Source organism: Lentibacter sp., assembly GCF_965657785.1.
In the GTDB taxonomy this organism is placed as follows: domain Bacteria; phylum Pseudomonadota; class Alphaproteobacteria; order Rhodobacterales; family Rhodobacteraceae; genus Lentibacter.
In genome coordinates, this window is record NZ_CBFHPP010000012.1 from 23,913 (window position 1) to 43,811 (window position 19,899).

A 19,899-nucleotide genomic window follows, 5' to 3' on the forward strand; every position below is an offset into this window, starting at 1 on the left:
CTTCCCCCCCAAAACGCGTTAGCCCGATTACACCCAATGTAGAGGCAAGCCATGCGCGCAACCACACCAAAAACGCCGCTTCAACAAGGCATACGCGACGCCGCGCCGTTTATCCTTGTTGTCTCGCCCTTTGCACTCGTCTTTGGCGTCGTCGCCACAGAAGCAGGCCTCAGCATCGCCGAGACGCTCCTCTTCTCCGTCGCGGTCATAGCCGGTGCCGCCCAGTTCACCACGCTTCAACTGCTCAATGAAAACGCCCCCGCCGTGATCGCGCTGCTCTCGGGCCTCGCGGTCAATCTGCGCATGGCGATGTATTCGGCCTCCCTGACGCCCCACTTGGGCGCAGCCCCGCTCTGGCAGCGCGCCCTTGTGGCCTATCTCACTGTCGATCAGTCCTACGCCTGCTCGGTGGCCGCCTTTGAGCGCAATCCGGGCTGGAGCCTCAAACAGCGCATCACCTATTTCTTTTCCGCCTGCATTCCCGTTGTGCCCATGTGGTATCTGATGACCCTCGTGGGCGCGCTCATTGGCGAAAGCGTCCCCGAAAGCTTTGCGCTCGACTTTGCCGTGCCGATCACATTCCTCGCCATCATAGCGCCCATGATGCGCACCCCCGCCCATCTCGCAGCAGCGCTTATCGCCAGTCTCGCCGCTCTGTGCCTGACATGGGTTCCCTTCAATCTCGGCCTCATCATCGCGGCCAGCTTGGGCATGATCACAGGCGCACAAGCCGAACTCATGCTCACCAAACGGGGGCTTTTCAAATGATCGACCGTCCCGAACTCTGGTATGTGATCGCCGCTCTGGCCCTTGGCAGCTTCCTGCTGCGTTTCACGTTTCTCGGCCTTGTCGGCGACAGGCCGCTGCCAGAATGGCTGCTGCGGCATCTGCGCTATACGGCCGTTGCCGTGCTGCCCGCGCTCATCGCCCCGATGATCATCTGGCCCGCCGCCACAGGCGGCAGCTTTGATCTGCCCCGTGGCCTTGCCGCCTTCGTGACACTGGCCGCAGGGCTTTGGTTCCGCAATATCCTGATCTCGATCACCGCAGGCGCAGCCACGCTCTATCTGGCGCTCTATCTGTTGGGTTAATCGAGCTTGACCTCTGCGGGGTCATAGCTGCGCAAATCGGCGTTGTCATATTCATAGAGCTTGCGCTCCGTAACCCCTGGCAAAGCGCCGAACTGCTCTGCCAGCTTTTTGGGATACCAGCCCACCTTGAGGCTCTCAAAGCCCTCAAGCTGGCTCAAAATCCCCGAGGTCGACAGCGCACATTGCGCATCCCCGACATTGCCCCGCGCCAAAGCCAGTTGCAAAGCCTGCTCCGCCACAGCAGGCGAAACCTCAATCTCTTGCACAATCACATGAAAGGTCTCGCGTGCGTGATAGCGCGTATAAGCATCCGCCACCTGTGGGCGAATGCCAAAGAGCACATCGTTGCGCTCGGGAATAGTCGGATGATAAAAACTGCCCGCAGGGTCCCAGATCACACGCTGGCTCGCGCTGATCATAAGCGAGGTATGCGCCCCCGCGCCCGAACGGTTGTTGATCATCGTGAACAGGGTCAGCTTGGTCGGCCCCGCGTCGCGATATTGCACTTTTGCAAGGTCTTCGTCAGAGGCCCAAGTGGCAGGCTTTGAGCAAGCCATAAGCGACAGCGCCAACAAAAGCGCCGCAAAACCCCTTGCAAAACAAAACATTAGATCAGCCGTTGACCATATAAGCGAAGATCAGCAAGCAGATGCAAAAAATCGTTGTGCGTGTGACCCAAGTCATGAAGCCGCTGAAGGTTTCTTCTTGAACTTTGGTGTCCATTTCGCCGTGTTTGTGGTCGCTCATAACTGTCTCCTTATTCGCGTTTGGGGCTGATTACTGCATTTGCGCGCGCCTGTCACTAGATTGCCGCAAGCTGCGGCATTTTAGGCCTCGCCCTCTTCCAGCGCTTTGGCCAGCCGGAAGCCGATCCGGTTTGGCGCCGCCGCAGGCACTTCCTTGGGCAGCGCGCGCAGCATCACATTAAGCTGGCTCACGTGCTGCACAAGCTGGGTTTTCGCGCCAGACGCATCCGCGCCGTAAAACGTGACCATGTCAGGGTCAAAAAAGCCCATACCCTCGATCCGCAGGACGCCCGCGTCCCCGCCCGTAAAGCCCATGGCAACTTCGTGTTCGTTGTCGAGCTGCTCTTCAAAGTTCTGGATATAGAGAATCAGCCGCTCATGCGCCCACTCGGCAGGACTTTTCTGCGCGACGGGTTTAGGGGTCACGGTGGTGGGCTTGTGGCCCGCCTGCGCCTGCGGGCTGCAATGCGCCTCGTGCCGTTTGGGCAGCGCGTCTGCCTCCATCGCTTCCGCCGAGGTGACAATCATATCGCTCATAAACCTACCCTTTGCTACTCCACAGCCACGCGCCATTTTCATCAAGCTTTCGCTCGGCGCGGCCTTCTAATAGCAAATGATTAAGGTGTGCGACAGCTTCCACAAGGGCCAATCCATATGTGCCTAGGTCAATTTTTCGTTTGAAGAGCACAGGAAAACACTCAACCGCCGTCTTCGGCGTCTCGATATAGGCCGCCAGACGGTCCAGCCCGTGGACATGGTTTTCCCGCAGCTGGCGCATCCGAAACGGCAGCCCCGTAAAGGGCCGTTTGTGCCCCGCAAGGACAATATGGTCCTCTTGGGCGAGTTCGGAAAATATCTCGCAAGAGGCGATCCAGTCGCCCACAGGGTCCGCCATCGGCTCGGTCGGGTAAACGCCAATATTGGGGCTGATCGAACAGATGATCTGATCACCCGACAGCACAAGACTGTCCTCACGGCTCCAGAAGGTGAGGTGTTCGGGCGCATGGCCGTTGCCCTCGCGCACATCCCAGCTGCGCCCGCCCGCATGAAGCACATCACCGTCCTTGAGCCGCGTATAGCCCACAGGAATAGGCGCGCAAACGTCCGCGAAGTTATAGGGCCGCTCGCCCATCCGCTTGGCAAGAATATCGGGGTCCATCCCCGCCGCGCGCCAGAAAGCCTCGGCCTGCGGCGTCGCCGTCTCTTCCACATCCAGAATAAGCATCCTTGAGAAGAGCCATGCCGTGCGCGAGGCCCAAAGGCTTGCGCCCCGCTCCACAAACCAGCCCGCCATCCCGATATGATCAGGGTGATGATGCGTCAGGATCACACGGCCCACAGGCTTGCCGCCCAGCGCCGTCTTGAGAAGCTCTTCCCACATCATAACAGAGCGCTTGGTGTGAAACCCTGTGTCCACCAGCGTCCAGCTGTCACCCTCATCAAGCGCATAGACATTGACATGATCGAGCACCATCGGAAGCGGCAAGCGGATCCAGAGCACCCCCTCGGCCACCTCAACCCACCCGCCCGGTTCGGGCGCGTCTGGCCACGGATATCTTATGCCCTGCAAATCATCTCTCATGCGACGTCAAAATCCTCGATATCCAGAGCATAGAGGTCTGCATCGCCCTGCATGGCATGATCCAGAAGCGCCTTATACTCGGGCAACAAGCGGTTGATGTAAAACCGTGCCAGCTTGGTGCGCGGCCCGTTGGTGCCTTCGGCGACAGCGGCGCAGAGGTGATAATACCCGCCCAAAACCCGCGCATAGGCCGCCAGAAACGGAACCGACCCGGCAAAGCGCGCGGTCATATCCGTCTGTGACACCATCCACTCTGTCGCCTCGCGCAGGGTTTCGGTCGCGTCCCAGATCAGCCCCGCCATACGTGGCCGCGTCGCGCGCGCCCCCTCGGCAAAGCGCTGCATCTCATCAATCAGTGTATGCGCCGCCTCGCCCCCGTCCATGAGCTTGCGCCCGACAAGGTCCATCGACTGGATGCCGTTGGTGCCCTCATAAATCGCCGTGACCCGCACATCGCGCGCATATTGCGCCGCCCCGGTCTCCTCGACATAGCCCATCCCGCCATGCAGCTGAATGCCCATATCGGCCACCTTGATGCCCGTATCCGTGCCAAACGCCTTGGTGATCGGCGTCAGCAAAGCCGCCCGCGCCGCCCAGTCAGGCGCGCCCGTGGCATGGCTCATATCAATCGCCACAGCATTGGCCATGGCGATACAGCGCGCTGCAAAAAGCTCGGCGCGCATGGTCGCCAACATCCGCCGCACATCCGCATGATCAATGATCGCGCCGGTGCCGCCCGCAACAGGCGTGCGCCCCTGCTTGCGCTCTTTGGCATAGGCCAGCGCCTTTTGGTAGGCGCCCTCGCCCGCGCCGATGCCCTGACAGCCAACGCCCAGCCGCGCGTTGTTCATCATCGTAAACATCGCCGCCATACCGCCGCCCTCGGGGCCAACACGCCAGCCCGTCGCGCCATCATATTGCATCACAGCCGTGGGGCTGCCGTGCAACCCGAGCTTATGCTCAAGACTGACAACATGAAGGCTGTTCGCCACACCCGCCTCGCCGTTTGCGTCCGGCAGGAATTTCGGAACCAGAAACAAGCTGATCCCTTTGGTGCCCGCAGGCGCGCCGGGAAGGCGCGCGAGCACCAGATGGCAGACATTTTCGCTAAAGTCGTTGTCGCCCCAGCTGATATATATTTTCTGGCCGGTGATCGCATAGGTGCCGTCGCCATTGTCCTCGGCCTTGCTTGAGAGCGCGCCCACATCGCTGCCCGCTTGCGCCTCGGTCAGGTTCATCGTGCCACACCACGCCCCCGAAACGAGCTTGGGCAGATAGATCGCCTTGATCTCGTCGCTGGCGTGATGCTCCAACGCCTCGATCTGGCCCTGCGTCATCAACGGGTTGACCGCGATGCTCAGACAGGCCGCACTCATCATCTCGTTGACCGCCGTGGTCACCGTCATAGGCAGCCCCATGCCGCCATACTCAGGACTGGCCGCCACCGAAATCCAACCGCCCTCACGGATCGCTTTATAGCCCGCAGCAAAGCCTTTTGAGGTGTGCACAACACCGTCTTCAAGCCGCGCAGGGTCCAGATCCCCGTTGCGCTGAAGCGGCGCGAGCACTTCTTCACAAAGCCGTCCCGCTTCGGTCAAAATAGCCGAGGTCAGCGCCTCACCCACCTCTTCAAAGCGCGCCGTGGCGCTGACTTTGTCATAGCCGACAATATGGCGCATGATGTAGTCATAGTCTTGAACGGGGGCACGAAAGCTCATGGTCTTCTCCTTCTTCGGCCCGCAAAGCACCGCTTGGCAAGCCCTCGCCCCTGACCTACAAGCTTTCAAATCCCAATTCTGCAATAACGCGGCGTCATGACTCTTTCAGAAACCCACCTTCTTTCCGCCGATCCCGCAGGCATAGCCGAGGCCGCCGCCCTCCTGCGCGCGGGCGCGCGTGTCGCGCTGCCCACAGAAACGGTCTATGGCCTCGGTGCAGACGCCCGCAATGGCGCGGCCGTGGCGGGTATCTATACCGCCAAAGGCCGCCCGAGTTTCAACCCGCTCATCGTCCATGTCGCGCGCCCCGCAGATGCCGCGCGCTATGTTGACTGGCCCGACAGGGCCGCGCGCCTCGCCGCCGCCTTCTGGCCCGGCCCGCTCACGCTGGTTCTACCGCTGCGCGCAGGCCACGGCATTGCCAGCCTTGTGACCGCAGGGCTCGACACATTGGCCATCCGCTGCCCTGCTCACCCTGTCGCGCAAGCGCTTCTAAAGGCCTTTGACGGCCCCGTGGCGGCCCCCTCGGCCAATCCTTCAGGCAAGATCAGCCCGACAACGGCGGCCCATGTGCTGCAAGGGCTGACGGGCCGTGTCGCCGCCGTGCTCGATGGTGGCGCAGCAGAGATCGGGCTTGAAAGCACAATCGTCAGCCTCGCGGGCGCGCCCACACTCTTGCGCCACGGCTCGATCACCCGCGAGAAGCTGGAAGCCGCACTCGGCGAGCCGCTCACAGAGGCCACAACCCCCGCCGCCATCATAGCGCCGGGGCAGCTTGCGTCACATTATGCGCCCGACGCCGCCCTGCGCCTCAACGTGACAGCCCCCGAGGCTGACGAAGCGCTGCTCGGCTTTGGCCCCGTTGAAAAGGCAGCGCTCAATCTCTCGCCCGCAGGCGACCTGCGCGAGGCCGCCGCCAACCTCTTTGCCATGCTGCGCGCGCTGGATGCGCAAGCGGGTAAAATCGCCGTTTCGCCCATTCCTGCGCGCGGAATAGGGCTTGCCATCAATGACAGGCTCGCCCGCGCCGCCGCGCCGCGCTAGCGCTGTCAGGGATTGCGCTTTGACTGCGTCAAATCGCGGTGGGGCGAGAGGGGCTTTGCCCCCCTCGCGCTCCCCCCAGGATATTTTTGGCAAAAAGAAAGCAGCAGGCCGTCAGGACGGGGTCACGCGTGCCCTGCTGTTGCCGAGAGATGCAGAGGCGTCACGCCGAGCCGCTTCAGGGCGGCGCTCCACATTTCGGTGCCGCCGCCGCCGAGCACAAACTCTGCATCCGCAGGTCCGCTCAACCAGCCGTTGGCAAGGATTTCGCCCTCAAGTTGCCCCGCGCCCCAACCCGCATAGCCCAGCATCAGGAGGGCCGCGCCCGGCCCTGTGCCTGTGACCATATCTTCGAGCACATCCAGCGAGGTGCTGAGGCGCAGCCCCTCCAGAACCAGATGGCTCGAGCGGCCCGAAACATATTCGCTTGAGTGCAGCACAAACCCACGCCCCATCTCGACGGGTCCGCCAAAATAGACCTGTTGTTTGCCCACAGGCGTGCCCAGCTCAAGCTGTTTGGCAAGATCCTCAAAAGAAACATCACTGGACGGCTTATTGAGGATCAGGCCCATCGTGCCGTCTTTTGAATGTTCACAAATCAGGATCACAGAGCGCTGAAACCGCGGATCGCCGATGTCAGGCATCGCAATCAGAAGCTGCCCTGTCAGATCGCTCTCGTTCCGCACTGTCTTGCTCCGTTTTACCCCTGCTCTCACTTTAGCCAAGCCGCGCCGCTCCCGACAAGGCCTCCCGCGAAATCTTTCTCGCTCTATTGTGAGTTGTCGTTGCGCGCGCTTTGGCCCATCTAGGGCAGATGACAAAAGCCCTTGCTCTTATTCTGGCCTTTCTCGCGCTGCCTGCGCTGGCCAACCCCTATGCCGACAAGGTCCAGACCCGCATTTTGCACGGCTGGAGCGAGGCTGACGGCACGCGCATGGCCGCACTTGAGCTCACTCTGGCCGAGGGCTGGCACAGTTACTGGCGCGCACCGGGAGATGCGGGTATCCCCCCCAGCTTTGACTGGCAAGGCTCGCGCAATCTTGAACGCGCCACACCCGCCTGGCCCCGCCCCACCGTTTATACCCAAAACGGGATGCGCTCGATCATCTACACCGAGCGCCTTGTGCTGCCCCTCGCTCTGACGCCCGAGACTTCGGGCAAGCCGATCCGCCTCAAGGGCAGAGTCGATATCGGGGTCTGCAAAGACATCTGCGTGCCCTTCGCAATCGCCGTTGATGAAACCATCGCGCCCGACAACAGCGCTGACATCCAAGCGATCAAGGCAGCTCTCGCCACTGTGCCGCGCCGCCAGCCTCATGAGGTGAGCTGCGAGACGGCGCTCGGGTCACGCGGTGTCTTGCTCACGGTTTCCACCCGCCTGCCCCACCTTGGCGGGGCAGAAGACGCCGCCGTTGAGACAGGCGACCCCCTCGTTTGGGCGAGCGACCCGGAGATCAGCCGCAAGGGCCAGACCGTCACGCTCAAAACCGAGCTGGTCCACGCGCTCAGCGGCGCATTCGCGCTCAACAGATCGGCCCTGCGCCTCACCCTGATTGGAACAGACAACGCGGTTGATATTCAGGGCTGCGACTGAGCCCGCGCCAAAAGCGCCATGCCAGTCACCGCGACCAGCAAGACAATCACACCCGCCCCCGCCAGAAACACACCCAGCGCAGCCAGCGCTGTGCTGGCCGCTGCCAGCCCGCCGATCAGCGGCGCAAACTGCCCCAGAACCGCAAACCACCCCAGCGACAGCACAAACCAGAAGCCGACAAGCGCCGCACCGACCGCGACAGGCCACTGAACCGCCCGTGCATCCTTGGCGCGCAAGGCCCGCCGCAGGCTTCTGATCTGCTTTGAAAAATCAGCCTGCATCGCGATCAGAGAGGGCACAATCAACAGAACCAGAACCATCCCGAAGCCAAGCCCATAAACCAGCGTGATCACTGTCGGCTTCAAGAATTGCGCCTGCTGGCTCGTTTCATACAAGAGCGGCGCAAGGCCCAGAACTGTCGTCAAAGTGGTCAATAGCACAGGCCGCAAGCGGTCAACCGCGCCATCCACAATCGAGGGGATCAACCCGCGCTCTTCGGCATAGTCGTCAATCGTGGTGATCAGAACAATCGAGTCATTGATGATAATCCCTGTCATGCCAAGCAAGCCGACAACCGTGAACATACTCAAAGGCACATCCCACGCCGCATGGCCATAGATCGTCCCAACCAGCCCGAAGGGAATAATCGCCATCACAACGGCAGGCCGTGTCCAGCTTGCAAAAACCCAAGCGAGGACAAGATAAATCCCCACAAGACAGAGGATAAACCCTGTCAAAGCGTCGTTGAGAAAGTCGCCCTCCTGCTCGGACAGCCCCGACAGCCGCCACTCGACCTGAAATTTGGAGGCAATATCAGGCAAAATTCTTTCCTGTAGCGCCTGAACAATCTCGGCCGCCCGCGCCGCATCATCCTCGGAGATGTCCCCCGTCACAGAAACGGTGCGCAGCCCGTTTTCGCGCCGAATGGTGGAAAAGCCCGCCTGCTCCCGCACGCTCACAACATCCGAAAGCGCAACATATTGCCCGTTCGGCGCGCGCAACTGGGTGCGGTAAATAAAATCCGCCGTGACTTCGTCGTCAGGAAGCTCCACGCGGATCGTGGCCGAGCGCGCACCGTCAGGATAGGTCGCCGCCTCAAGCCCGCTGAGGCGGTGGCGCAGCTCGCGCCCCACGCCATCAATCGTAAAGCCAAGCGCCTGCCCCTGCGCGCTCAGATCAAGCACAAACTCGCCCTTGTCATAAGCCAGATCGTCTTCAACCCCGCTCACTTCGGGGTATTGCGCAACCGCCTCTTTCAAGGCCTCGCTCGCCGCCTTAAGCGTATTGGCATCTGCGCCAAAGAACTGCACATCAAGCGCCGAGCCACCCGGCCCAGAGCGCCAGCCGCGAAAGCTCACAGTTTCCAAAAGCGGATGGCTCGGCAAGCGGTCTTGCAACTCGGCCAGAAACGCAAAGCTCGAATAGGGCCGCAAATCCGCATCAATCAGCTCGATCGCCACAGCGCCAAGCTCGTCTGGCTCTTTGGTGTCTGCGCCCGCCAGCGGCGGCCATGTGTTGCCGCCCACCTGCGCCAGCACATAATCAATCGGGTTGCGCCCGTGCTTGGCCTCATACTCCACGCCCAGCTCGGTCACTGTCTCTTGCAGCAAGCGCATCATCGCAAAAGTGTCCTCGCGGCTCGCCCCCGGAACCATGGCAAAATTGCCCGAAATAGAGGCCCGTTCAGGCGCATTGAAAAAGCGCCACTGCACATCGCCGCGCACAAACAGCGCCACTTGGCTCGCCAGAACAAGAACCACCGCCGCAAAAACAGGATAGCGCAGCGTCACAACCCAAGCCATCATGGGGCGGAAATAACGCTCGCGAATATGCTCAAAGCCGCGGTTCACAACCCGACTTGGCAAATCATACCAATGGGTTTCAAAGGCGTGCTTGAGCGAATGCGCCATATGGTTTGGCAGAATAAGGAAACACTCGACCAGACTGGCCAGCAAAACCACAACCACAGTGAAAGGAATATCCGAAATCAGATCGCCAAAGCGCCCCTCCACAAAGGTCAGCGCAAAAAAGGCAATGACGGTTGTGAGCGTGGCCGAAAACACAGGCATAGCCATTCGCTTGGCAGCATTTTCGGCGGCCTCCACAGGCCCCTCGCGCAGCTTCCTGAGCCGCGCATCGGCGTGCTCTCCCACCACAATCGCATCATCCACAACAATCCCGAGCGTGATGATCAGGGCAAACAGCGAGATCATATTGATCGTCAGACCCCAAGCAAACATCAGCGCAATCGCCGCGAGCATCGAAACAGGAATGCCCGCCGCAACCCAAAAGGCCGTGCGCGCATTGAGAAATAAAAACAGCAAGACAACCACAAGCCCAAGCCCCATCAGGCCGTTGTCGAGCAGAATATCCAGACGCCCCGTAATCGCCTCGGCCCGCGTCCGAATAAGGTCAATCGACACATCGGGCGGCAGCGTCGCCTCAAGCGCGGCCGCAACCTTTTCGACAGAGGCCTGAATGCCAATCGCATCGCCACTCGCCGAGCGGTCCACCCGCACAGAAATGGCAGGGTTTGCGCCGACATAATAAGTCTCGCCCCGCAGCGCGCCCTCAACCTCGATCTGCGCCACATCGCCAATCGTCAGCTTGGAGCCATCGGCCAGCGCCTTGATCACAATTTGGGAGATCTGCTCGGGGCTGCGCTTTTCCACACCGGTGCGCACCCGCGCATTCGCCCCCGTCACATCGCCCGCAGGGTCGGCATTGACCTCTTCGCCAATCGCTCCCGCAATCTGGGCAAAGCTTATGTCATGCTCGATCAGATCGCGCGTTGAGACAATAATATTGGTTTTCTGGCCCGAAACGCCACGGATCGTGGTGCGCGTCACGCCCTCCTGAAACAGCCGCGCGACAAATTCGTCGGCAAACCGCGCCAGCTGGTCCGCGCCCACAGGCCCCGTGATCACAACATCGGTGACACGGTCGCGCCAGACGCCCCGCTCGACTTTGGGGTCTTCTGCCTCCTCAGGCAGAAGCGTGACAAAATCGACAGCCGCCTGCACATCATCCGCCGCGCGCGCCATGTCCCAACCGGGTTCAAAATCAAGATCAATCCGCGCCCGCCCCTCACGCGAGGTTGAAAAGGCCTCGGCCACGCCTTCAACCGTGAGCAAGGCAGGCTCCAAAACCTGCACAATCCCCGCGTCGACATCTTCTGCGCCCGCGCCCTCCCAGACGACGCTCACAGAAACATTATCGACAATCACATCAGGGAAAAACTGCGCCCGCATCCGTGGCATCGCGACAAGCCCCGCCACAATGAGACTGACCAAAAGCAGGTTGGCCACAGTCCTGTGGCGCGTGAAGTAAGAGATAAGTCCGCCGATCAGCCCCACATCGCGCATCCCTTATCCCCCCATACGGCTTTCGATCCGCTCCACCATTTTGAGCGGCACTTCAGGCGCCTTAAGCTGCGTCAAAAGCCGCTCTTGCACGTCCTTGGGCATCATTTTGTTGGCCTCCACGGCGGCCACAAGCTTGGCCCGCCGCTCTTCGCTGAGGGCGATCATCTCGGGCGCCGCAGGCGCGGTCGCTTCGGCCCCTGCCTCAACCGCCGTGACACTGATCCCCGCGCCCAAAAGAGGCGTGCGCTTTGAGACAACAAGCTGCCCCGCAAGCTCTGGCGCGCGAATGATCACGCTGTCCCCCTGCCGCCGCAAAAGCTGAACCTGCACAAGCTCAAGCCGCCCGTCCTCGCCAATCCGCAAGACAGAGCCATCGGTGCCCAGCGCCGTCGCAGGCACCATCGAAACCGCCTCAAGCGGGGCCTCCTCAATTTCAACGCCGACAAAATCACCGGGCTTAAAGCCCTTGGCCTCGGCCAGCTCTGCAAAGAGCGCGCGGCCCGTCTCCCCGCCCAGATTGGCTGCGCCCGCACGGCTCAGCCGCGCCTCTGTCGCAAGGTCGGTGCCAAAATCTTCGAGAATGACCCTAAGCTTGGTCGCCTTAAGGCGTCCCTCCGTGTCCAAAAGCCGCCCGTAATCCTGCGTGCTGACCCGAAACGCCACTTCCAGCGCGTCAGGGTCGACAAACTCCGCCAGCCGCTCATTGGCGCTCACAAGCCGCCCTTCCACGGCGTTCACACTGCTCAAAACCCCGTCAAACCGCGCGACAATCTCGGTCTCGGCCAGACGCCGCTCGGCCTCGGCAAGCTGGATCCCCGCCCGCGCCAGCCGCGTGGCCGAACTGTCCAGCCGCGCCTCGGCCTGCGCCAAAGCCTGCCTGCGGGTGAGAACAGCCGCCTTGGCCGCGCTCGCGGCAATCTCGGCCGCCTCCACAGCCGCATCTGTGCCCACGCGCCGCGCTTTCAAATCCTGTTGGCGCACCAGCGCACGCTCGCGCAAAGCCGCCTGCTCTTCTGCATTGCGCAGCTCATCCCCCGCCAGCGCCAAAGCGCGCGCCGCGTCGCGCCCCTCGGCCTTCGCATCCATCTGGTCGGCCTCGGCCCGCTCAAACGCCGCCCGCGCGTCCGCATCGTCAATCTTGAGCATGACTTCGCCCGCCGCAAAGCGCCCGCCCTCGACAAAATTTTCGCTCATTTTCACAATCGTGCCGCCCACAGCCGGGCGGATTTCAAGCGTGCGCAGGCTCTTCACCTCGCCATAAGCCGAAATCACAGGCGTGACTCTGTCCAAAGCAACCCTTTGAGCATTCACAGAAAAAACCCGCTCCCGCGCCGGCGGAACCCGCGCCTCCTGGCTCATGCGGTCCTCAACAGCCCCGCGCACAAGGATCGCCCCATAGGCCAAAAGCCCGAGCGTCACCGAAAAGATAAAAAGCCCCGTCAATCCACGCTGCAAAAACCGCATCTATCTTCCTTTTGCCCCGTCATAGAGCCTCACAGTCAAGGCCCTTGTGTATATACGCATGAGATTTGCGTTTCAGTCGAAAATCTTTTCAAAAAACTGTTTATAGGTCGCAATAAAGTCGTAGTCGCTAATCTGCGCCTCTGTCAAAAATGCAAATCCCGCGCCCTCACCGAGCCTGATCTGGTCGGGCTGCACAGGCCGCATCAGCCCAAAGACATAAATCCGCCAATCCGGCAAAACGCTCGAAGCCACCTCAACCATCGGCTCCAGATCGCTCTCCCCGATCACAATCCCCGTTTCCTCATAAAACTCGCGCACAGCCGCGCTGCGCAGGCTTTCGCCCGCCTCGATCTTGCCGCCAAACAGGCCCCAGATACCGCCCGCCGCGACGCTCTCAAAATCGTCGCGCAGCTGACAGAGCGCGCGCCCATGCTCATCGCACGCATAAATCGCCGCCACCTTGATGAGGTTCGGCCCGTCTTGCAGCCCCGCCTTTGGCCCCAATGGCTCGAAAATATCGCTCATTTGCGCCGCTTGTGCTCGTCCAGCCGCGGCATAATCTCAACAAAGTTGCAGGGCCTGTGGCGGTAATCAAGCTGCAACTTCAGGATCTCGTCCCAGCCGTCCTTACACGCCCCGGGACTGCCCGGCAGCGCAAAAAGATAACACCCGCCAGCAACCCCCGCCGTCGCGCGGCTCTGCACAGCGCTGGTGCCGATCTTGCCAAAGCTGATCATGGTGAAGAGCGTGCCAAAAGCGTCGATCTCTTTTTCATAGACATCACGATGCGCCTCAACAGTGACATCCCGCCCCGTCAGCCCCGTGCCGCCTGTCGAGATAATAACATCAACCTCGCCACTCGCCACCCAGTCGCGCAACTGCTGGGCAATATCGCCGCGCTCGTCGCGGACAATCTCGCGTTTCACAAGCAAATGCCCCGCCTCGGTGAGCCGCGCCACAAGCACATCTCCCGAGCGGTCCTCAGCCAGCGCGCGCGTGTCACTCACCGTCAAAACAGCGATCCTCACAGGGATAAACTCACGGCTTTCGTCAATCCTGCTCATCCTAGCCTCGCTTTAATCTCTAACAAATCAGCCCATGCGGCGCGCTTTAGATCGGGCTGGCGCATCAATGTCTCGGGCGGAAACATCGGCATCACAGGCAAGCCATAGGCCTTGCCCCACGTGCCCCGCAGCCGCGTGATCCCGCGCTGTCCCAGCACCACATCACAGGCAATATTGCCCATCAGAACAACGCACTCAGGCGCAGCCAGCGCCAAATGCCGCGCCACAAAGGGCCGCATCATAGCAATCTCTTCAGGGCTTGGCCCCGACTGGTTCAATAGCCGCCAAGGCATCACTGTGCTGGCGTAAACACTGTCTTCAAGGCTCAGGCCAATCGCGCCCAGCATCTTGCCCAAAAGCGCACCCGCCTGCCCGACAAAAGGCTTGCCCTCACGGTCGCCTTCACGGTCAGGCGCTTCTCCAAGGATCATGACGCGCGCCCCCAGCGTGCCGTCGCCAAAGACAAGGTTGCGCGCCCCGCGCTTTAGCTCGCAATGCTCAAACCGCTCCAGCGCCCCGCGCAGTTGGCCAAGATCCTGCGCCGCCTCTGCGGCTTTGGTCGCCTCGGCCACCGCATCAATCTTGAGCGCTTCCACATGAATATTCTGCACCTGCGGCGCCGCCACAGCCGCCTTGGCCTGCGTATTGGCCTGCGCCTTGGCTTTGGGTTTTTCCAGAAGTTCAAAGCGGTTCACAGGCGTTTCGCTCAGCGCCTCGTCTGCGCCAAGTTCCACCTGCCATTCAAGAGCCGCCCGCGCCGCCCAATAGTCTTGTGCCGATTCCATGTCATGATCCTAGCGCATCAGTGAGACCGCCAAAACACCGAAAGCAGATTGCACGCTCCCGACCCTCGCTTTATAAGCGCATGAAATTTGCGAGGGACAGCCCATGAGCTTTGCACATCGTCACCTTCTCGGGATCGAGCCGCTCTCCCAATCCGACATCACCTCTATTCTCGATCTGGCCGACAAATATGTCGCGCTCAACCGCTCCCAGAACAAACATTCCGAGGCGCTGGCGGGTCTCACCCAGATCAATATGTTCTTTGAAAACTCGACCCGCACACAGGCCTCTTTCGAACTTGCAGGCAAGCGTCTCGGCGCGGATGTCATGAATATGGCGATGGCCGCAAGCTCGATCAAAAAAGGCGAAACGCTGGTCGATACCGCCCTGACGCTCAACGCCATGCACCCCGATCTGCTTGTTGTGCGCCATCCGCACTCAGGCGCTGTCGATCTCTTGGCGCAAAAGGTCAATTGCGCCGTGCTCAACGCGGGCGACGGCAGCCACGAACACCCGACTCAAGCGCTCTTGGACGCGCTGACAATCCGCCGCGCCAAGGGCCGTCTGCACCGCCTCTCGATTGCGATCTGCGGCGATATCGCCCACTCCCGCGTTGCCCGCAGCAATATCATGCTGCTGGGCAAAATGGAAAATCGCGTCCGCCTGATTGGCCCGCCCACGCTGATGCCCAGCCAGATCGACGAATTTGGCGTCGAGGTCTTTGACGATATGCGCGAAGGCCTTGAGGGCGTCGATGTGGTGATGATGCTGCGCCTCCAGAAAGAGCGCATGGATGGCGGCTTTATTCCGTCAGAGCGCGAATATTATCACCGCTTCGGCCTTACGGCGGAAAAGCTCGCCCACGCCAAACCAGATGCAATTGTGATGCACCCCGGCCCGATGAACCGCGGCGTCGAGATCGACGGCGATATCGCCGATGACGTGACCCGAAGCGTCATTCAGGAACAGGTCGAAATGGGCGTCGCCGTGCGCATGGCCGCGATGGACCTTCTGGCGCGCAACCTGCGCGAAAGCCGCGCCGCCGCCTCACAGGACGCCGCAAAGGACGCCTATGTCTGAGCCGCCCGCCCCTGTCACACCCCTTCTGGACGACGAGGCCTTCCTTGGCACCTACCAACCCGATATCTGGGTCTTTGTGCAGCGCTCGCTGATTATCGGCCTGATCACAGCCGTGGTCTTCGGCCCGCTCATCGGCCTGCCGCCCGAATACTGGCTGCCGATCATGGGGTTCACCACGGTGTTTTCCGCCTTCATCTTTGATGATTATACAAGCTGGCTCACCCACCGCGCCGATATCTGGCACCTCACCTCGCTCAGGCTCATCTACGAAAACACAAACGCCCCCGAGCAGAACGCCGCCGTCAATCTCGCCGATATCCACGCCACACGGCGCAAGCCCTACAAAAACCTGCGCCTTGATCTTGAGACAGGCCAAGCCGTCCTGATGAAATACCTCAAAAACCCCCGCACCATCGAGCGCGAGATCGACATCGCCCGCCGCGCCCTCATGGGCACACTCGCTGACGAAGCCGATATTCCCAGCCCCGAGAAGGCCACGCCATGACCGAGATCATCGCAAGCTTCCCCCCCGCCCGCAGCACCTATATCCGCGAGCATATCCTGCTCGCCGCCCTCGGCGCGCTGCTCTTGTCGGGGCTGCTCTTTTATATCGACAATCCCCACCCCTGGACAGGCGTGGTCGGCTCCGTCCTCGCCATCGGCGCGCGCGGCACCTACGCCATGAGCGAACAGATGGGCATGGTCTGGAAACTCACCGACACCAAGCTGATCGGCCCTGACGGCCACGACATCCCCCTCAAGACGGTCGCCGATGCCAAGCCCATGCTCTCCGCCCTTCAAGTCGTGACCCGAACGGGCGACAAATACCTGATCAAATACCAACCCGACCCCGCCGCAGGCGCACGCCTCATTCTCAAGACCCGCGACGCCGCCCCGAGCGCTAGGAGCTGATATGAAAACCCTCTTCACAAACGCCCGCCTCATCAACCCCGAGGCCCAGACCGAAGACACAGGCTGGCTCCTTGTGCAAAACGGCGCAATCGCGGCCATGGGTCAGGGCGAGCCGCCCCAAGCCGACGAGACAGTCGATTGCAAAGGCCTCTGCCTCGCACCGGGGATTGTCGACATCGGCGTCAAAGTCGGCGAGCCGGGCGAACGCCACAAAGAGAGCTACGCCTCAGCCGCCCGCGCCGCCGCCGCTGGCGGGGTCACAACCATGGCGATCCGCCCCGACACCTCCCCCGCGATCGACACGCCCGAGGCGCTCGAATTTGTCAAACGCCGCGCCAATGAAGACAGCGCCGTCAATGTCCTCCCCCTCGCCGCGCTCACAAAGGGGCGCGAGGGAAAAGAGATGACAGAGATCGGCTTCCTCATGGATGCGGGCGCGGTCGGCTTTTCCGATTGCGACGCTGTCGTGACCAACACCAAAGTCTTTCAACGCGCCCTGACATACGCCCGCTCCCTCGGCGCGCTCGTCATTGCCCACCCCCAAGAGCCGACCCTCTCCGCAGGTGCCGCCGTGACCTCGGGCAAGTTCGCCACCCTGCGGGGCCTGCCCTCCGTCTCGCCCATGGCCGAGCGCATGGGGCTGGACCGCGACATAGCGCTGCTTGAAATGACAGGCGCGCGCTACCACGCCGACCAGATCACAACGGCCCGCGCCCTCCCCGCGCTGGAGCGCGCCAAAAAGAACGGCCTTGATATCACCGCAGGCACCTCGATCCACCACCTCACGCTCAACGAACTTGACGTTGCCGACTACCGCAGCTTTTTCAAACTGAAGCCGCCTCTCAGAAGCGAAGATGACCGCCTCGCCACCGTCGAGGCCCTCGCCAGCGGCCTGATTGACACCATAAGCTCGATGCACACGCCCCAAGACGAAGAGAGCAAGCGCCTGCCCTATGCCGAGGCCGCCTCTGGCGCGGTCGCTCTGGAGACACTGCTGCCCGCCGCGCTGCGCCTTGTTCACGCCGGCAGCTTGACGCTGGCGCAGCTCTTCCGCGCGCTCGCGCTCAACCCGGCCAAGCGGCTTCAGCTCGCCTCTGGCCGCCTCGCACAAGGCGCGCCCGCCGATCTCATGCTCTTTGACCCAAACAAGCCTTTCGTGCTCGACCGCACCACGCTTCTGTCAAAGTCCAAAAACACGCCCTTTGACGGCCAGCGCCTGCAAGGTAAAGTCGTGGCAACCTATGTCGCTGGTAAAAAGGTCTTCGGCTGATGCCCCTGATAGAACATTCCGCCGCCGTCCTCGCCCTCTGGGCGCTTATCGGCTATCTCTTCGGCTCCGTGCCCTTTGGCGTCCTGGTCTCGCGTGTGATGAACCTTGGCGATCTGCGCGCCATCGGCTCGGGCAACATCGGCGCCACCAATGTTTTGCGCACAGGCAACAAGACAGCCGCGCTGCTCACGCTTCTGCTGGATGGTGGCAAAGCCGCCGTTGTCGTGCTGATCGCCCGCGCCATGGCAGGCGAAGACGCCGCCCAACTTGCCGGCCTCATGGCCTTCCTCGGGCATTGCTTCCCCGTCTGGCTGCGCTTTAAGGGCGGCAAAGGGGTCGCCACATTTATCGGCCTCATGCTCGCGCTCAATTGGGCCGTTGGCCTTGCCGTCTGCGCCACATGGCTGCTCGCCTTCGCAATCTGGCGGATCTCCTCGCTCGCCGCCATCGCCGCGGCCAGCGTCTCAACACTCTGGATGACCGCTCTGGGCGCGCAGCCGCTTCTGCTTCTCGGTATCGCGCTGACGGTGCTGGTGTTCTTCACCCACCGCGCCAATATCGAGCGCCTGCGCGCAGGCACCGAGCCGAAGTTTGGCGGCAAAAAGTAACACAGAAAGAGGCGTGCAATAGCGGCACACCCCTCACAGCACCGAACGGTGCATTACCTAATTTTCTCTTAATCAAAGGTCGTTTCACCCGGTGCACGCCCGGTGCACGGGGGGTGCACACAAAACACCCCGCTAGAATCAGGCCATTTTGCCTCCGTTAACCAAGCGGGACGCTGCGTTAACCAAGGCGGTTTTGGCTCAGTATGAATAATCGGCGTAAATACGGCTCAAGTCGCCGCCCCAATCGCTCTCATAACGGCGCAAAAGCTCATCCGCAGGGACTTCCCCGCTCTCAAGGGACTCCTGCAAAGCACTCAGGAAATGGGTCTCATCTGGAATCATTCCGCCCGCGCCCTCACGCGCCCGCGCCTTCAGCCCGCTTTCCGAAATCTTCACAACTTCACGGGCCAGATCATACATCTTCACACCATGTGTTTCCGCATGAAGGCCCTGCTCGGATGAGGCCACGCGCAGTGCTTCGCGGGTCTCCGCATCCCAGCCTTTGGTCAGGTCCAGAGCCGCGTCCAAGGCGCTCTCGTCATACATCAGACCCACCCAGAAGGCAGGCAGCGCACAGAGCCTGCGCCACGGTCCGCCATCGGCCCCGCGCATCTCCATATATTTCTTGATCCGCGCCTCTGGGAAAAGCGTGGTCAGGTGGTCTGCCCAGTCAGACAGCGTCGGTGTTTCACCGGGAAGTGCTGGCAACTCGCCCTTGAGAAAATCGCGGAAAGACTGGCCCAAGGCATTGATATATTTGCCATCACGGTAGACAAAATACATCGGCGTATCGAGCGCATAGTCTACCCAGCGTTCAAAGCCGAAGCCCTCTTCAAACACAAACGGAACCATCCCCGTGCGCGCATCATCCAGATCGCGCCAGACGCGGCTGCGCCAGCTTTTGTGGCCGTTCGGTTTGCCTTCAAAAAACGGTGAATTGGCAAAGAGCGCCGTCGCCACAGGCTGAAGCGCAATCGCGGTGCGCAGCTTCTTGACCATGTCGGCCTCTGAAGCAAAATCAAGGTTGACCTGAACAGTGCAGGTGCGCCGCATCATATCACGGCCCATGGTGCCGACTTTTTGCATATAATCGTTCATCAGCTTGTAGCGGCCCTTGGGCATGAGCGGCATTTGCTCATGAGTCCAGATTGGCGCTGCGCCAAGCCCGATAAAGCCCACGCCGACCGCATCGGCGATGTCTTTCACTTCCTTGAGGTGGAGGTTCACTTCGTCACAGGTCTGGTGGATCGAATCAAGCGGCGCACCAGACAGCTCGAGCTGCCCGCCCGGCTCAAGGCTCACATTGGCCCCATCCTTTTCTAATCCAACGATATTTTCGCCCTCAAACACAGGCGACCAGCCGTGTTTTTGCTGCAAACCTTCGAGCACAGCCCGCACCGAGCGCTCCCCCTCGTAAGGAATCGGTAAGAGATTGTCTTTACAGTAACCAAACTTCTCGTGTTCGGTCCCGATCTTCCACTCCCCCTTGGGCTTACACCCCTCGGCCATATATTCGGCCAATTGCGAGTAATGTTCGATCGGGCCGCCGCCGGACTGAGGAATAGACATATGTTCGCTCCG

Annotated in this window: 21 protein-coding genes; 9 read left to right on the forward strand and 12 right to left on the reverse strand. The window is 61.2% G+C overall.

Features of this window, described 5'->3' with window-relative positions; all coding sequences use genetic code 11:
• Window positions 1-51 precede the first annotated feature (51 nt).
• On the forward strand, window positions 52-768 hold the full coding sequence (locus ACTF58_RS08605; RefSeq protein ID WP_438991567.1) for an AzlC family ABC transporter permease: 717 nt from the start codon (window positions 52-54) through the stop codon (window positions 766-768).
• The gene (locus tag ACTF58_RS08610; protein WP_438991568.1) at window positions 765-1,091 is read left to right on the forward strand and encodes an AzlD domain-containing protein; all 327 of its coding nucleotides are present in this window, start codon (window positions 765-767) and stop codon (window positions 1,089-1,091) included. Before ACTF58_RS08605 ends, ACTF58_RS08610 begins: the two co-directional genes overlap by 4 nt.
• Here ACTF58_RS08610 and ACTF58_RS08615 read toward each other — a convergent pair.
• The 5 genes from ACTF58_RS08615 to ACTF58_RS08635 form a co-directional block, all read right to left on the reverse strand.
• Window positions 1,088-1,699 (reverse strand): hypothetical protein, encoded by a 612-nt coding sequence (locus tag ACTF58_RS08615; RefSeq protein ID WP_438991569.1) that lies wholly within the window; start codon window positions 1,697-1,699, stop codon window positions 1,088-1,090. The genes ACTF58_RS08610 and ACTF58_RS08615 overlap by 4 nt on opposite strands.
• Before the next feature lie 4 nt (window positions 1,700-1,703).
• Window positions 1,704-1,838 (reverse strand): aa3-type cytochrome c oxidase subunit IV, encoded by a 135-nt coding sequence (locus tag ACTF58_RS08620; protein WP_438991570.1) that lies wholly within the window; start codon window positions 1,836-1,838, stop codon window positions 1,704-1,706.
• Window positions 1,839-1,918: 80 nt separating this feature from the next.
• Entirely contained in the window at window positions 1,919-2,374 is a 456-nt protein-coding gene (locus ACTF58_RS08625) for a DUF6173 family protein (protein ID WP_438991571.1), read from the reverse strand.
• 4 nt (window positions 2,375-2,378) lie between these two features.
• Window positions 2,379-3,419 (reverse strand): MBL fold metallo-hydrolase, encoded by a 1,041-nt coding sequence (locus ACTF58_RS08630; protein WP_438991572.1) that lies wholly within the window; start codon window positions 3,417-3,419, stop codon window positions 2,379-2,381.
• Entirely contained in the window at window positions 3,416-5,137 is a 1,722-nt protein-coding gene (locus tag ACTF58_RS08635) for an acyl-CoA dehydrogenase (RefSeq protein WP_438991573.1), read from the reverse strand. The genes ACTF58_RS08630 and ACTF58_RS08635 overlap by 4 nt, the downstream gene beginning before the upstream one ends.
• Before the next feature lie 96 nt (window positions 5,138-5,233).
• Here ACTF58_RS08635 and ACTF58_RS08640 point away from each other — a divergent pair, with 96 nt between their 5' ends.
• Complete coding sequence (locus tag ACTF58_RS08640; protein ID WP_438991574.1) at window positions 5,234-6,181, forward strand: L-threonylcarbamoyladenylate synthase; 948 nt, start codon at window positions 5,234-5,236, stop codon at window positions 6,179-6,181.
• A gap of 122 nt (window positions 6,182-6,303) precedes the next feature.
• On the opposite strand, the gene ACTF58_RS08645 is transcribed toward ACTF58_RS08640, so the two are convergent.
• Complete coding sequence (locus tag ACTF58_RS08645) at window positions 6,304-6,864, reverse strand: YqgE/AlgH family protein (protein WP_438991575.1); 561 nt, start codon at window positions 6,862-6,864, stop codon at window positions 6,304-6,306.
• 128 nt (window positions 6,865-6,992) lie between these two features.
• Between ACTF58_RS08645 and ACTF58_RS08650 the strand changes: the two genes are divergently transcribed.
• Window positions 6,993-7,772: a protein-disulfide reductase DsbD domain-containing protein gene (locus ACTF58_RS08650; RefSeq protein ID WP_438991576.1), complete on the forward strand. Its 780-nt coding sequence runs from the start codon at window positions 6,993-6,995 to the stop codon at window positions 7,770-7,772.
• Here ACTF58_RS08650 and ACTF58_RS08655 read toward each other — a convergent pair.
• From ACTF58_RS08655 to ACTF58_RS08675, 5 genes are all read right to left on the reverse strand, one after another.
• A complete protein-coding gene (locus tag ACTF58_RS08655) occupies window positions 7,757-11,137 on the reverse strand; it encodes an efflux RND transporter permease subunit (protein ID WP_438991577.1) in 3,381 nt (1,126 codons plus the stop codon). The two genes, ACTF58_RS08650 and ACTF58_RS08655, sit on opposite strands and share 16 nt — an antisense overlap.
• 3 nt (window positions 11,138-11,140) lie before the next feature.
• A complete protein-coding gene (locus ACTF58_RS08660; RefSeq protein WP_438991578.1) occupies window positions 11,141-12,601 on the reverse strand; it encodes an efflux RND transporter periplasmic adaptor subunit in 1,461 nt (486 codons plus the stop codon).
• Window positions 12,602-12,673: 72 nt separating this feature from the next.
• Window positions 12,674-13,126 carry an NUDIX domain-containing protein gene (locus ACTF58_RS08665; protein ID WP_438991579.1) on the reverse strand — a complete coding sequence of 151 codons (453 nt, stop codon included), beginning with the start codon at window positions 13,124-13,126 and terminating at the stop codon, window positions 12,674-12,676.
• Entirely contained in the window at window positions 13,123-13,665 is a 543-nt protein-coding gene (gene moaB / locus ACTF58_RS08670; protein WP_438991580.1) for a molybdenum cofactor biosynthesis protein B, read from the reverse strand. Before moaB ends, ACTF58_RS08665 begins: the two co-directional genes overlap by 4 nt.
• Window positions 13,662-14,450, reverse strand: coding sequence for a uracil-DNA glycosylase (locus ACTF58_RS08675; protein ID WP_438991581.1), 789 nt, complete (start codon window positions 14,448-14,450; stop codon window positions 13,662-13,664). The genes moaB and ACTF58_RS08675 overlap by 4 nt, the downstream gene beginning before the upstream one ends.
• A gap of 103 nt (window positions 14,451-14,553) precedes the next feature.
• On the opposite strand from ACTF58_RS08675, the gene ACTF58_RS08680 reads away from it, so the two are divergent.
• Genes ACTF58_RS08680 through plsY form a run of 5 tightly spaced genes read left to right on the forward strand, consistent with a single transcriptional unit; the run spans window position 14,554 to window position 18,318 of the window.
• Window positions 14,554-15,528 carry an aspartate carbamoyltransferase catalytic subunit gene (locus tag ACTF58_RS08680; protein ID WP_438991582.1) on the forward strand — a complete coding sequence of 325 codons (975 nt, stop codon included), beginning with the start codon at window positions 14,554-14,556 and terminating at the stop codon, window positions 15,526-15,528.
• Window positions 15,521-16,033, forward strand: a complete 513-nt coding sequence (locus tag ACTF58_RS08685; RefSeq protein ID WP_438991583.1) for a hypothetical protein — start codon at window positions 15,521-15,523, stop codon at window positions 16,031-16,033. The genes ACTF58_RS08680 and ACTF58_RS08685 overlap by 8 nt, the downstream gene beginning before the upstream one ends.
• Entirely contained in the window at window positions 16,030-16,440 is a 411-nt protein-coding gene (locus ACTF58_RS08690) for a hypothetical protein (RefSeq protein ID WP_438991584.1), read from the forward strand. Before ACTF58_RS08685 ends, ACTF58_RS08690 begins: the two co-directional genes overlap by 4 nt.
• 1 nt (window position 16,441) lies before the next feature.
• On the forward strand, window positions 16,442-17,710 hold the full coding sequence (gene pyrC / locus ACTF58_RS08695; protein ID WP_438991585.1) for a dihydroorotase: 1,269 nt from the start codon (window positions 16,442-16,444) through the stop codon (window positions 17,708-17,710).
• A complete protein-coding gene (gene plsY, locus ACTF58_RS08700; protein ID WP_438991586.1) occupies window positions 17,710-18,318 on the forward strand; it encodes a glycerol-3-phosphate 1-O-acyltransferase PlsY in 609 nt (202 codons plus the stop codon). The genes pyrC and plsY overlap by 1 nt, the downstream gene beginning before the upstream one ends.
• 198 nt (window positions 18,319-18,516) lie before the next feature.
• Here plsY and ACTF58_RS08705 read toward each other — a convergent pair whose 3' ends face one another.
• Complete coding sequence (locus ACTF58_RS08705) at window positions 18,517-19,887, reverse strand: glutamate--cysteine ligase (RefSeq protein ID WP_438991587.1); 1,371 nt, start codon at window positions 19,885-19,887, stop codon at window positions 18,517-18,519.
• Between the last annotated feature and the right edge of the window lie 12 nt (window positions 19,888-19,899).

Bases quoted from the DNA above. Each gene is read 5' to 3' on its own strand.
- ACTF58_RS08605 (WP_438991567.1), top strand. From the start codon at position 52: ATGCGCGCAACCACACCAAAAACGCCGCTTCAACAAGGCATACGCGAC.
- ACTF58_RS08610 (WP_438991568.1), top strand. From the start codon at position 765: ATGATCGACCGTCCCGAACTCTGGTATGTGATCGCCGCTCTGGCCCTT.
- ACTF58_RS08615 (WP_438991569.1), bottom strand. From the start codon at position 1,699: ATGTTTTGTTTTGCAAGGGGTTTTGCGGCGCTTTTGTTGGCGCTGTCG.
- ACTF58_RS08620 (WP_438991570.1), bottom strand. From the start codon at position 1,838: ATGAGCGACCACAAACACGGCGAAATGGACACCAAAGTTCAAGAAGAA.
- ACTF58_RS08625 (WP_438991571.1), bottom strand. From the start codon at position 2,374: ATGAGCGATATGATTGTCACCTCGGCGGAAGCGATGGAGGCAGACGCG.
- ACTF58_RS08630 (WP_438991572.1), bottom strand. From the start codon at position 3,419: ATGAGAGATGATTTGCAGGGCATAAGATATCCGTGGCCAGACGCGCCC.
- ACTF58_RS08635 (WP_438991573.1), bottom strand. From the start codon at position 5,137: ATGAGCTTTCGTGCCCCCGTTCAAGACTATGACTACATCATGCGCCAT.
- ACTF58_RS08640 (WP_438991574.1), top strand. From the start codon at position 5,234: ATGACTCTTTCAGAAACCCACCTTCTTTCCGCCGATCCCGCAGGCATA.
- ACTF58_RS08650 (WP_438991576.1), top strand. From the start codon at position 6,993: ATGACAAAAGCCCTTGCTCTTATTCTGGCCTTTCTCGCGCTGCCTGCG.
- ACTF58_RS08655 (WP_438991577.1), bottom strand. From the start codon at position 11,137: ATGCGCGATGTGGGGCTGATCGGCGGACTTATCTCTTACTTCACGCGC.
- ACTF58_RS08660 (WP_438991578.1), bottom strand. From the start codon at position 12,601: ATGCGGTTTTTGCAGCGTGGATTGACGGGGCTTTTTATCTTTTCGGTG.
- ACTF58_RS08665 (WP_438991579.1), bottom strand. From the start codon at position 13,126: ATGAGCGATATTTTCGAGCCATTGGGGCCAAAGGCGGGGCTGCAAGAC.
- moaB (WP_438991580.1), bottom strand. From the start codon at position 13,665: ATGAGCAGGATTGACGAAAGCCGTGAGTTTATCCCTGTGAGGATCGCT.
- ACTF58_RS08675 (WP_438991581.1), bottom strand. From the start codon at position 14,450: ATGGAATCGGCACAAGACTATTGGGCGGCGCGGGCGGCTCTTGAATGG.
- ACTF58_RS08680 (WP_438991582.1), top strand. From the start codon at position 14,554: ATGAGCTTTGCACATCGTCACCTTCTCGGGATCGAGCCGCTCTCCCAA.
- ACTF58_RS08685 (WP_438991583.1), top strand. From the start codon at position 15,521: ATGTCTGAGCCGCCCGCCCCTGTCACACCCCTTCTGGACGACGAGGCC.
- ACTF58_RS08690 (WP_438991584.1), top strand. From the start codon at position 16,030: ATGACCGAGATCATCGCAAGCTTCCCCCCCGCCCGCAGCACCTATATC.
- pyrC (WP_438991585.1), top strand. From the start codon at position 16,442: ATGAAAACCCTCTTCACAAACGCCCGCCTCATCAACCCCGAGGCCCAG.
- plsY (WP_438991586.1), top strand. From the start codon at position 17,710: ATGCCCCTGATAGAACATTCCGCCGCCGTCCTCGCCCTCTGGGCGCTT.
- ACTF58_RS08705 (WP_438991587.1), bottom strand. From the start codon at position 19,887: ATGTCTATTCCTCAGTCCGGCGGCGGCCCGATCGAACATTACTCGCAA.